At 59.5% G+C, this 12,146-nt stretch carries 10 protein-coding genes; 3 read left to right on the top strand and 7 right to left on the bottom strand.

What is annotated here, in order from left to right; translation table 11 throughout:
- Positions 1–54 precede the first annotated feature (54 nt).
- Positions 55–1,101: a sugar ABC transporter substrate-binding protein gene (locus YH62_RS05445; protein WP_046793176.1), complete on the bottom strand. Its 1,047-nt coding sequence runs from the start codon at positions 1,099–1,101 to the stop codon at positions 55–57.
- Positions 1,102–1,392: 291 nt separating this feature from the next.
- Here YH62_RS05445 and YH62_RS05450 point away from each other — a divergent pair, with 291 nt between their 5' ends.
- Positions 1,393–2,412 (top strand): LacI family DNA-binding transcriptional regulator, encoded by a 1,020-nt coding sequence (locus YH62_RS05450; protein ID WP_046793676.1) that lies wholly within the window; start codon positions 1,393–1,395, stop codon positions 2,410–2,412.
- Between the two features lie 13 nt (positions 2,413–2,425).
- Here the strand turns inward: YH62_RS05450 and YH62_RS05455 are convergent, their stop codons facing one another.
- A complete protein-coding gene (locus YH62_RS05455) occupies positions 2,426–2,749 on the bottom strand; it encodes a DUF6665 family protein (RefSeq protein WP_046793177.1) in 324 nt (107 codons plus the stop codon).
- Between the two features lie 126 nt (positions 2,750–2,875).
- Positions 2,876–3,556 carry a L,D-transpeptidase gene (locus tag YH62_RS05460; RefSeq protein ID WP_052760372.1) on the bottom strand — a complete coding sequence of 227 codons (681 nt, stop codon included), beginning with the start codon at positions 3,554–3,556 and terminating at the stop codon, positions 2,876–2,878.
- A 267-nt stretch (positions 3,557–3,823) separates the two neighbouring features.
- Here YH62_RS05460 and YH62_RS05465 point away from each other — a divergent pair, with 267 nt between their 5' ends.
- The gene (locus YH62_RS05465) at positions 3,824–4,708 is read left to right on the top strand and encodes a TylF/MycF/NovP-related O-methyltransferase (RefSeq protein ID WP_137326735.1); all 885 of its coding nucleotides are present in this window, start codon (positions 3,824–3,826) and stop codon (positions 4,706–4,708) included.
- Between the two features lie 76 nt (positions 4,709–4,784).
- Here YH62_RS05465 and YH62_RS05470 read toward each other — a convergent pair whose 3' ends face one another.
- Complete coding sequence (locus YH62_RS05470) at positions 4,785–6,101, bottom strand: solute carrier family 23 protein (RefSeq protein WP_046793180.1); 1,317 nt, start codon at positions 6,099–6,101, stop codon at positions 4,785–4,787.
- Positions 6,102–6,454: 353 nt separating this feature from the next.
- Here YH62_RS05470 and YH62_RS05475 point away from each other — a divergent pair, with 353 nt between their 5' ends.
- Positions 6,455–7,126 (top strand): ankyrin repeat domain-containing protein, encoded by a 672-nt coding sequence (locus tag YH62_RS05475; RefSeq protein WP_046793181.1) that lies wholly within the window; start codon positions 6,455–6,457, stop codon positions 7,124–7,126.
- Positions 7,127–7,198: 72 nt separating this feature from the next.
- Here YH62_RS05475 and YH62_RS05480 read toward each other — a convergent pair whose 3' ends face one another.
- The 3 genes from YH62_RS05480 to YH62_RS05490 are packed head-to-tail and all read right to left on the bottom strand — an operon-like array spanning position 7,199 to position 12,131.
- Positions 7,199–10,351 carry an efflux RND transporter permease subunit gene (locus YH62_RS05480; RefSeq protein WP_046793182.1) on the bottom strand — a complete coding sequence of 1,051 codons (3,153 nt, stop codon included), beginning with the start codon at positions 10,349–10,351 and terminating at the stop codon, positions 7,199–7,201.
- A 6-nt stretch (positions 10,352–10,357) separates the two neighbouring features.
- Positions 10,358–11,551: an efflux RND transporter periplasmic adaptor subunit gene (locus YH62_RS05485; protein ID WP_046793183.1), complete on the bottom strand. Its 1,194-nt coding sequence runs from the start codon at positions 11,549–11,551 to the stop codon at positions 10,358–10,360.
- 25 nt (positions 11,552–11,576) lie between these two features.
- Entirely contained in the window at positions 11,577–12,131 is a 555-nt protein-coding gene (locus YH62_RS05490) for a TetR/AcrR family transcriptional regulator (protein ID WP_046793184.1), read from the bottom strand.
- Between the last annotated feature and the right edge of the window lie 15 nt (positions 12,132–12,146).

The raw sequence follows: 12,146 nt of genomic DNA on the forward strand, positions 1-12,146 counted from the left end.
CTTTCGACTAAGGGCGGCATCCGGCTGTCCTGCCGGATGCCTGGATATGAGAGATCAGTTGATGATGCCGAGTTTACGGCAGGCTTCAACGTATTCTCCGGTGCAAACCTCTTCGGGCTTGTTGATGCCCTTGTCGAAGACCTCAGCCTTGATGTTCTTAGCGGTCACGACGGCCGGCACGAAGAGCTGCGACGGCGTTTCGTAGAGCGTATGCGTCGCCTCCGGCGTCTCGCCCTTGAGAAGCTTCACCGCGGCATTGGCCGCAGCGGCGGCCACGATCTCGGAGGGTTTCGAAATGGTGTTGTACTGCTCACCGGCGATGACGAGCTGCAGCGCCGCGATCGTGGCGTCGTTGCCCGTAACCGGGGGGACCGGATTGACGCCGGCTGCCTTGAAGGCCGCGATCGCACCGCCCGCCGTGCCGTCATTGGCGGCCACGACGCCCTTGATCTGGTCGCCGAAACGGGTGATCTGGCCGGCTGCCCATTCCTGTGCCTTCGGCGGCGCCCAGTCCGGCGTGTCGAACTCCGCAAGCGTCTTGTAGGAAGAGGCGTCGAGTGCGGAATCGATGCCGTCACGGATGAGGCCGGCTGCGGCATCCGTCGGCGAGCCGTTGATCTGGAGAACGCCCGCGCCATCGGGAACGCCCTCGGCCTTGAGGTGGTCGACGAGTGACTGGGCTATGGAGCGGCCGATGGCCTCGTTGTCGAAGGAAACGTAATAGTTGGCGGGCTTGTCGGGGATTGGCCGGTCATAGGCGATGACCTTGACCTCCTGGGACTGGGCTATTTCCACCAGAGCGGCGGCCGCGGCAGAATCGACGGGATCGAGGACAATCACCTTGGCGCCCTGGGCGATGACGGAATTAAACTGCTGCTGCTGAAGCGCCACGTCAGCATTGGCATTCTGATAGATGACGGTGCAGTCCGGGCAGAGTTTTGTCATCTCGGCCTTGAAGCCGGGATAGTCGTGTTCCTCGTAACGCGTCGAAGCCTGGTCGGGCATCAGGAAGGCGACGGTAGCGGCTTCCTGGGCTGCGGCTACGGTGCCAAGGGTTACGGTCATTGCGGCGGATGCCAGCAACAGGTTCAATGTTCTCATCGGTCTCCTCCATGAGTGATGTGAAGCTACCCACCCGAAGCCTCGGGAGCCGGTCCATCCAGGAAGCTGGAATCCATGCGGGACCGTCCTCCTGCTCCTCTCATCGCGGGCATCCGTGGACCGCGGACGGTGCCGCGATTCTTTGAAGTGCATCCTGCGATGTTCTCCCTGGGTCAGCTCTTTCGGGCCGTCTGCTTCATCGATTAAGCGGGCTTGCTCAATCGATGAAGCAACAATTGCCACTTCTCTTCATTGGTGTCAAGGTGACGCTTGAGAAGGAGAATGCGACTCGTGAAACGCGTAAGTCTGGCCAAGAGAAAAACGATTTACGATCTGGCTGAACTGGCTGGCACTTCCGCCAGTGCCGTGAGTGCGGTTTTGAACGGCAACTGGAAGAAACGTCGGATCAGCAGCCAGCTTGCGGAAAAGATCATCCGCATTGCCGATGAGCAGGGCTACGCGCCGAACATGCAGGCGAGCGTGCTTCGCCGCGAGCGGTCAAGCATCATTGGAATGATCGTTCCGAAGTACGACAACCGCTACTTCGGATCGATTGTCGAGCGTTTCGAGGCCATGGCGCGCGAGCGCGGCTTGTTTCCAATCATCACCTGCACGCGCCGAGATCCCGACCTAGAGATGGAAGCCGCCCGGGCCATGATTTCCTACCAAGTCGATTACGTGATCGCCACGGGCGCCACCGATCCGGACCGCATTACCGATCTTTGCGCCGCTGCAGGGGTCAGAACAGTCAATCTCGATCTGCCGGGCACGCATTCTCCGTCCGTCATATCCGACAATTTCCAGGGAGCGCTGGAACTCACCCGCCGGGTGTTGGATAATTGCGAGAAGGAACTGGCGCGCAAGGCGCCTCTCATGTTCGTCGGCGGTCGTGGGACCGATCACAATACTTCGGAACGCATAAGGGGTTTCAGGGCGGCGCATCATGAGATCGGCATCACGCCGGACGAAAACCTCATTCTGGCCTGCGGCTATGCGCCAGAAAAGGCGGAACAGAGCCTGAAGGCGCTCGCCGAAGGGATCGGGGAACTGCCGCATGGAATGTTCGTGAACTCGACCATTTCTCTTGAAGGCGTCATCCGGTGGATCCGCCGTTCGGACCATTATGGCGAACGGAAACCGCAGATCGGCTGCTTCGACTTCGACCCTTTCGTGGCGTTGCTTGGCGAAAACATAGAAATGGTGCGCCAGGACGTGCCGAAAATGCTCGACGCGATCTTCGACATCATTGACAATGGCATCTCGGACCGGCATTTGATCGAGATCATGCCCATCGCGGAAAGCATGGCATGAGGCGGTTGCCGCTTCACTTGCGAATGGCGCCCAACCTCGCCAGCACCTCGTTGGGTATCCCGTAGCGATCGGCAACCTCGCGCGTGTTGCGAAGACCGCAAATTTCCCTCTGGATGAAAAATGCCCAGACGGCTTCGGATGCGTTCTCGACCAGCGTTTCGCGGTCCTTATGACTAGGAGCGTCTTTACTCCAGTTTCGCAAATTCGCGAGCTCTACCTCAACTTTTCGCCCGTGGCGGCCCAGAGCATCAGCCCGCACGGAGGCGAGCTCGTATCCAAGCGCGTTGAAGCTGGAACCCGATTGCTGCGAGAGGGAGCGTGGCAGTCTGAAACTCATGGCAGGCCTCCCTTGCGATCGGTTCAATTATGACCGGAATTGGCTCCGGCGTCACGCTACTTCATATCCGATGAGCAAACGACCACCCCTGAGTAGGGGACTCTCCTAGACTGGGCTTTCAGTGTCTCACGCCGCTGCTGGCGGCATCGGGGACGGCCCTTGCAGAACGACGACACGGGTCCGGGGCGGCACGCGGCGATAGAGGTCGATAATGTCCTGGTTCAGAAGGCGGATGCAACCGCTGGAGACCGCTTTGCCGATCGTCCAGTCCTCCGTCGTTCCATGGATGCGGTAAAGCGTGTCCACCCCGTTCTTGAACAGGTAGAGCGCTCGCGGCCCGAGCGGATTGAGCACGCCCGGCTCCATGCCTCCAGCGAGCGGGCCGTAGCGCTCCGGCTCGCGGGCGATCATTGATTGCGTTGGCGTCCAGCGCGGCCATTCGCGCTTGTACTGCACGATACCTTCGCCCTCAAACTCCAGACCGGCCTTGCCGACGCCTATCCCATAGCGCAGCGCCCGCCCGTTTTCACCGACGAGGTAGAGATAGCGGGCAGCCGTGTCGACTACGATCGTGCCTGTCGGCTCCAAGGTGGGATAATCCACCTCGCGACGATAGAATTGCGGATCGACGCGCGTCAGGTCGGCGGCCTTGACCGGGAAGGGCTCGCCTTCAATCGCCGAATACATGGCGATATATTCCGCCGGTATCACCGGCTTGACCGAAACGGTCTCGCGCCCGGCGCCGACGCAGCCAGACAGGACAAAAGGCGTTGAAATCAAGAGGGCGCGGCGTGTGAGGTTTGGCAAGGCAGGTATCCGATCGTTTGACATCGACCATGGCCTCTGCCCCCTTACGGCTGGACAGGTCTCGTTGTAGCCATTCGTCGAGATTGGGCCGCTGATAGCCGTGAAATAGGAAGACTAGCAATTCACGGACGCTCACCAAATCGTGATAGTATCTAGTGGAGAACAGTGAACGGAGACGTCCGGGAGAACGAATCAGAGGTCTGTATTTGCAAGTTCCGACTTATCGGCTTAGTCTCTGCCTAACATATTTAGTGGGAGGGGATTTCAGTGAATCAGAAGATACAGTCGCTATTTAATACGTTTGGGTACACAGTATTTCGAAAGGATACTGTTGCTAATTATAGAAGTGAAAATGAAAGATTGCGAAGTGAGATTGAGGCTTTAATTTCGGAAAACGAGAATTTAATCCGTTTATCCCTCATTGCCGATTACCTAAATCAGACTAAAAGTGTGTTCGGAAAGGCGCTTATGCCTATTGATGGATCAATTAAGGCGGTCACAAGTATACCAACGGATTCTGACCTTTTTGGTAAAATAAGTGAAGGTATTTTTGCAGCGGAAGTCGATTTAGTTAAAAAATATATTACAACTATTCGAGATCATCGAGTTGAAGGCGATGTTGTCGAATTCGGCATATTTACCGGTGGGTGGATGGAGCGCCTTTATCAAGCGATGGAGAATGCCAAACTAGATCGAACATTATGGGGCTTTGACTCTTTTGAGGGGCTCTCAGAACCTAGCGCTGATCATGATGACCCATATTGGAAAAAAGGCATGTTCTCTGCCGGATTTGAGGAAGTTTCCAATAGACTGAAGGTAAAAGAGCGCGAAAACATTAAATTAGTTCCCGGCTGGTTTTCGGAGAGCCTTGGACAGGAGGCGGCGCAGGGGATTAAATCAATATCATACGCCCGAATTGATTGTGACATTTACGAGCCGACGGTTCAGTGCCTCGAATATCTTGCTACGAGATTGTCTCACGGTTCGTATCTAGTCTTTGATGATTGGAGCTATGATCCACGGCATGGAGAGACTCGCGCTTTCTTCGAGTGGGCTCCCAAAGTGCCAGAGCTTGAGTTTGAGTTTTTGTTTTTCGGAATTTGGGATCACTTTTACATCAGGGTTTGGCATAAAGGGAAAGAACGATTTTAAAGTTGCCGCATCAGCGTAGATGCGCGTTCGAAACACTGAGCGCGCCACCTTCTGCAGGCTAGGTTCCTTAGTCCGCTCAGTCGTGCCGCTTCGCCCAGCCGAGCGCATGATAGAGGCTGATCGCGCCGATTGTCGCCGTACCAATACCGTCAAGTGTAAAGCCTGCAATATCGAGCTTGAAGTTGCCGGCACCGAGTACGAGCGCGACGCCGACCGTGATGAGATTGCGTGGCTCGGCGAAGTCGACCTTGTTCTCGACCCAGATTCGGCCCGCGGTCGCTGCGATGAGGCCGAAGACGACGATCGAAAGCCCGCCGATAACCGGCCCCGGGATGGTCTGGATGAGCGCACCGAATTTCGGGGAGAAGCCGAGAAGGATCGCGACCGCGGCCGCAACCAGGAAGACGAGCGTCGAGAAGATGCGGGTGACCGCCATCACTCCCATGTTTTCAGCATAGGTCGTCATGCCTGCGCCGCCAAAGGCGCCCGAAAACATGGTCGCTACACCGTCGCCGATGAAGGCGCGGCCGAGATAGGGGTCGAGATTGCGCCCCGTCATCGCGCCGATCGCCTTGATATGCCCGAGGTTTTCCGCAACCAGGATAACCACGACTGGAGCGATCAGCGTGATCGCGGAAGCAGAAAAGATCGGCGCTGTGAACCGCGGCCAGCCGAACCAGGCAGCTGCCGCGACGCCAGAAAAGTCAATCGGCGTACCAAGGCCGAAACCATTTGCAAGCACGAGATAGGCAAGATAGGCAAGCGCGCCGCCGATAAGGATTGGCAGGCGCCGCGCCATGCCGGGCGCATAGACCGCCACCAGACCGACGGCGGCGAAGGTCAGGATAGCGATCCAGCGCGAGAGCTGGTCGCCCTCCGGATTTGTTGGGCCGGTTCCCGAGGCGCTGGAAATGGCAATCGGCGCAAGTACGAGCCCGATCGCAGCGACGATTGCACCGGTAAGGACCGGCGGCATCAGCCGCTCGATCCAGCGATGGCCGGCGGCCATGACGATGACGCCGATCAGCGCATAAAGAGCCCCGGCCGCAATGATGCCACCGAGCGCAAGCGCAATGTTCGGATTGGGTGCCCCGGCCGTTGCAGCCGTCGCGGCGAGAACCGGGCCAATGAAGGCGAAGGAGGAGCCGAGATAGCTCGGCACGCGCCCGCCGACGGCGACGAAGAAGATCAGCGTCGAAAGGCCGGAAAAGAGGATAGAGACATTTGGATCGAACCCCATGAGGATCGGGGCGAGCACTGTGGAGCCGAACATGGCGACGACATGCTGGAACCCCAGCACCATTGTCTGCCCCGCGGGCAATCGCTCTTCGGGCAGGATGCGCCCTTCCGTCTTCAGCCGCCAACGGGGAAAATAGCCGCCTGCTTCGCGCATCGCTCGCCTCGCAAAGTTCGATCCCGCCAAACGGCATCGAGGAATTTTCTCGAGCTGGGCCGAAGGCGTGAACTGGAATTATCGGTCGCCCTGTTATCCGATCTCGACAGGAGTCGATTCGCGGTACCGGCGCGCCAAACCTTCGATACTGATATCGATCGCCGCTGTCATGAGGCCGGATGGCTTTCCCACAACACTCGACGGTCAGAATATGCTGCCCTAGGTTTTCTTCGGCGTTCCTGCCCCTGTGGATCAAAGACAGTTCATTTAACCGAGCGTGAGAACTGCCATATCGGTGGAGACGGAACGGCAACAACACGGTGCCGTATTTTTCAGGGAGGTTTGCGTCCTCAATGCGAAACACCTTTGCCCGTATTGCCCTGCTCCTCGTGGCGCTGACCACCAGCCCAATGTCAGCTTGGAGTGAAAACTTGAAAGGTACCGAACTGCACGCGGCAGCAGCTAACGACGATGTTGGCTCCATTAGGCAACTGCTTTCGAAAGGAGCGGATATCGATGCGCGAGACGAGAATGGCCGGACGGCGCTGCTCGTGGCCACGCATGGCAACAAGATCGGTGCCGCGAAAGCCCTTATCGATGCCGGGGCCGACGTGAACGCGAAGGACGACATCAATGACAGCCCCTACCTTTATTCAGGAGCGCGGGGGCATCTTGAAATCCTCGAAATGACCCTTGCACATGGTGCCGACCTGAAAAGCACCAATCGCTATGGCGGTACGGCGCTGATCCCCGCGGCCGAGCGTGGCCATGTTGAAACGGTGCGCAGGCTGATCGCCGCCGGGGTCGACGTCGATCATGTCAACAATCTCGGCTGGACCGCTCTGCTCGAGGCGATTATCCTGGGCGATGGCGGCAAGCGCCATCAGCAGATCGTGGAGCTTTTGGTTGAGGCCGGCGCGAACGTCAATCTTGCCGACAATGATGGCGTCACGCCGCTGCAGCATGCACATCAGCGAGGCTATCGAGAAATCGAAGAGACCCTTCTCGCCGGACGCGCGCGATAGCAATCAATTATCGAACGCTTCCGATGAGATGAGTGACAGACGATAAGAAGCGGACGTAGCCGCCCATCCTGGCTAAGGATGGGCGGCCGTCGATGCGGAAACGGCGGCAGTTTCCGCATCCTCATCTTCGACCGGGCGCTTCGTTCGCATCACCTTGAGGACGAATACGAAGAAGGCCGGGACGAAGAAGATAGCCAGAACGGTAGCGGAGATCATTCCACCGAGAACGCCAGTGCCGATGGCGTTCTGGCTCGCGGCGCTCGGACCTGTCGCGATCGCCAGCGGAACGACACCGAGCGTGAACGCGAGCGAGGTCATGATGATCGGCCGGAAGCGGACCCTGGCCGCATCCACGGCCGATTCCAGAAGCGATTTGCCATCAGCGTAGTAGTCCTTTGCGAACTCCACGATCAAGATCGCATTCTTCGCCGAGAGGCCAATGATCGCGATCAGACCCACCTTGAAGTAGATGTCGTTCGGCATGTCGCGCAGCATGACGGCAAGGACCGATCCTATGACCCCGAGCGGCACCACCAGCATCACGGAAAGCGGGATCGACCAGCTTTCATAGAGACCGGCAAGCAGCAGGAAGATGAACAGGATGCTGAGGCCGAACAGGAACGGCGCCTGGTTGCCCGAGGTGATTTCCTCCAGCGATTGGCCGGACCACTCGAATCCGAAGCCTTCCGGCAGCTCGGACGCAAGTCTTTCCATTTCCGCGATCGCCGCACCGGAAGACTGGCCCGGAGCTGGCGCGCCGGCGATGCGGATGGTCGGATAGCCGTTGTAGCCGACGATCTGCGGTGCACCCTTCTGCCATTGGGCGATTGCAAAGGAGGAGAGGGGGACCATGCCACCATTGGCGTTGCGCACGTTGATCTTCAGGACGTCCTCGATTTGCAGGCGGGCGCGATCATCCGCCTGCACGATGACGCGCTGCATGCGTCCGGCATTCGGATAGTCGTTGATGTAAGACGAGCCGAGATTGGCGGTGATCGCATTGTTAATGTCGGAAAACGAGATGCCGAAAGTGTTGGCCTTCTCGCGGTCAATGACCAGCAGGACCTGCGCCGCATCGGGCATGCCCTCGATGCGAAGTCCCGTCACCACCTGGCTCTGTCCGGCCTTTGCCATCAGTTCCGCCGCCGCCTTGGCGAGCGCCGCCTGGCCCTGGCCGCCACGGTCCTGAAGACGGAACGAAAAGCCGCCAGTCGTTCCGAAACCCTCGATCGGGGGAGGGGACAGCGCGAAGGTGGTAGCATCCTTCAGACCGAAAAGCTTCATATTGGTCCGGTCGGCGATCTCCTGGACTGAGTTTCCTTCGCCGCGTTCGGCCCAATCCTTCAGCGTCACGAAAGCGAGAGCGGCGTTCGCACCGTTGCCCGAGAAGCTGAAGCCTTGGATGGCCACGACGTTTTCGACGGCGGGCTCCGCCTTGAAGATCGCCTCGATCTGCTTGATGGATTCGATCGTGCGGTTTGCGCTTGCTTCCGGCGGTCCCTGAATATCGACGATCAGGAAGCCCTGGTCCTCGTCGGGCACGAAGGCGGACGGAAGGCTCACGAAAAGATAGCCGAGGCCGACGACGAGCGCGAGATAGACGACCATCATCCGTCCCGCCCGGCGCGCCATGCCTGTGACCGACTTCGAGTAGCCTGACGTCAGCCGGTCGAAACTGCGGTTGAACCAGCCGCCGATACCCTTCTTCTCGTGATGGCCATGCTTGATGGGCTTCAGGAAGGTCGCACACAGCGCAGGCGTCAAAGACAGGGCAAGGAAGGCCGAGAACAGGATCGAGGCGACCATCGTCAGCGAGAACTGCCGATAGATGATGCCGGTCGAGCCGGGGAAAAACGCCATCGGGATGAAGACGCATGAGAGCACGAGCGTGATGCCGAGGATCGCGCCCGTGATCTGGCCCATCGCCTTCTTCGTGGCGGCCTTCGGAGACAGGCCCTCCTCGGCCATGATGCGTTCGACATTCTCCACGACGACGATCGCGTCATCCACGAGAATGCCGATCGCCAGCACCATGGCGAACATGGTGAGCACGTTGATCGAGAAGCCGGTCGCATACATGACGGCACATGTGCCTAAGAGCGCGACGGGAACCACAAGGGTCGGGATCACCGTATAGCGGAAGTTCTGTAGGAAGATGAACATCACCACGAAGACGAGGACGACTGCCTCGATCAGCGTGTGTATGACCTTCTCAATGGATGCTGAAACGAACGGGCTCGTGTCATAGGGGACGGAATATTCCACACCGGAGGGGAAGAACCTCTTCAGCTCCTCCATCTTGGTCTGCACCGCTTCCGACACGGCGACGGCATTGCCCGTGGAGGAGAGCTGGATGGCGATGGCCGCGCTCGGCTGCCCGTTCAGACGCGTGGTGAAATTGTAGGATTCCGAACCTTCCTCAATCCGGGCGACATCCCTTAGCCGCACAGTGGAGCCGTCCGGGTTGGCGCGAAGGATGATATCTCCGAACTGCTCGACGGTGGTCAGCTGACCCTGGACGAGCACGGTGGCGGTGAGATCCTGTGAGACGGGATTGGGTCTGGCGCCGATCTGGCCGGCGGCCACCTGGGCGTTCTGGGCGGAGATCGCAGCGCTGATGTCTTCCGACGTCAGGTTGAGACCGACCATCTTGTCGGGATCGATCCAGACGCGCAGCGCCCGCTGGCTCGCAAAGACCTGCGCCCGACCGACACCGTCGAGCCGTCGAATCTCGCCGATGATGTTGCGGTTGATATAGTCACCGAGCGCCACCTCGTCGCGGCTGCCATCGGTCGAGGTCAGCGACACGATCATGAGAAAGCCGGAACTGGCCTCTTCGACGTTAATGCCCTGGGTGCGCACGGTTGCCGGCAGGCGGGCCTCGACGCGACGGATCGCGTTCTGTACGTCCACCGAAGCCTGGTCGATATTCGTGCCGGCCCGGAAGGTCGCGTTGATGCTGACCGAACCGGAATTGTCCGATGTGGACTCGAAATACATGAGCCCCTCGACGCCGTTCAGCTCCTCCTCGATCTGGCGGGTGACCCCCTGGTAGATCTCCTGCGGCGAAGCGCCTGGATAGGACGTCGAGATGGTGAGCTGGGGTGGCGCGACCTTCGGGTATTGCGCGATCGGCAGGAACGGGATCGCAATCACTCCGGCAATCGAAATGAACAGCGCGAAAACCCAGGCCAGGATCGGCCTGCGGATGAACATTTGTGCCATGTGATGTTACTCCGAGGCCTGGCCGGAAACGGCTTCCATGTTGCTGTCTGGAGAGTTCGAAGGCTGCCAGGGCTCCGGTACAACCTTGCTTCCCGGCTGCACCTTCTGGACCCCGTCCGCGACGATCTTCTCGCCGCTGTTCAAGCCCGACTCGACGATCCATTCGGAACCAAGCGATTGGCCGAGCGTCACATTGCGGATCTCCGCCGTGTCTCCTTCTCCCAGGACATAGACCTGCGCTTGTCCCGTCTCGTTTCGCACGACGGCGCGCTGTGGGACCGTGATAGCATCCTGGCGAACTGCCTGCTCGATCCGCACACGCACATACATGCCCGGAAGAAGCTCACCGTTCCTGTTCGGAAATTCGGCTCGCAAGGTTACTTGTCCGGTATTGGGGTCAACGTTGGCGCTGGCAAACAGCAGCCGACCTGGTTCCTGGTAGACGGAGCCATCGTCGAAGACGAGTTCGACGCGTGCCTCGCCCGGCACTGTGCTGGCGAGCTTGCCGGATGAGACTGCCCGCTTGAGGTCCAGAAGTTGCTGCGCCGATTGGGTGAAGTCGGCATAGACGGGATCGACCTGCTGGATCAGCGCGAGATTGGACGTGCCGTCGGCGGTGACCAGCGCACCCTCGGTGACAAGTGCCCCGCCGATGACACCGGTGATCGGTGCGCGCACTTCCGTGTAATCGAGATTGATCTTGGCCTCATCCAGGGCAGCCTCTGCGAGCGCGACATCGGCATCTGCCTGCGCGAGAGCGACGGCCGCCGTGTCGAACTCGATTCCGGTCGCGACATTGCGTTCCTTGAGCGTCCGCTGGCGCTCCAACTGCTGCCGGGCGTTTGCCTGCGTCGCCTTGGCGCGCTGCAGGGAGGCCTGCGCGCTGGCGACCCGGACCCTGAACAGGCGAGGATCTATGCGGTAGAGGACATCGCCTTCCTTGACGAGCGCGCCCTGTTCGAAGACCCGCTCTTGGAGAATGCCGGAAACCCTTGCCCGGACCTCGGAAATCCGGGTAGCCGCGATCCTTCCCGGCAGCTCGTTGACGACCGGCACGGGATGGGCCTTGAGCTCGAAGACGCCGACAACGGGCGGCGGCATCTCGCCCCACTGAGCCACAGCCGGAGCGGAGATGAGGGAAAGGGCGAGAGTTGCTGCCAGCAACGCTTTGCTGCGCGGCTGTCCGGTAATGCAAAACATGGTGTTGTCCTAAGGGAGAGGTGGATCAGGTTTCTGGGAAGGAGGTGTAGATCTTGCGAATGCCGTCGAGGATTTCCTGGCGTTCGGCTTCGGGCCAGCTGTGAAAGCCGAACAACTCGGTACAGTAGAAGCCGGACAGGGCCAGATACGACATCAGTGCTGCCCTCGGGCGCGCACCTGAGGCCATCGCGGCGAGGTCCCTCGCAACCCAATCCCGCATGATCGTCTGGAGACCTTCCTCGCTGGACATCGAGGCGCTGAGCGCCATCGCAACGGCGCGGTCCGTCTCGTCGAAAGCGCTCTCCGCCGAGGCGATCCGGCCGAAGAGCTGCGGATGAGGCGTGTGCGCGCTCTCTTCCACGCAAGCTTCGATATGGGCCAGGTCGGATTGAACGTGCCGGTCGATAAGCGCCTCAAGGAGGGCGCTCTTGCTCTTGTGATCGTAGACGACCCTTGATTTGCTCACGCCGGCTTCCTTGGCGACAGCATCGATCGAAAGCCCCGCCGCCCCAAGCTTGACGACGACACGTTCGGCGGCGTCGAGAATATCGTCAGCGGTGATCTTGCGAACTCTGGTCAAGGTGATTTCCCGAAA

Source organism: Rhizobium sp. LC145, assembly GCF_001005825.1.
In the GTDB taxonomy this organism is placed as follows: domain Bacteria; phylum Pseudomonadota; class Alphaproteobacteria; order Rhizobiales; family Rhizobiaceae; genus Neorhizobium.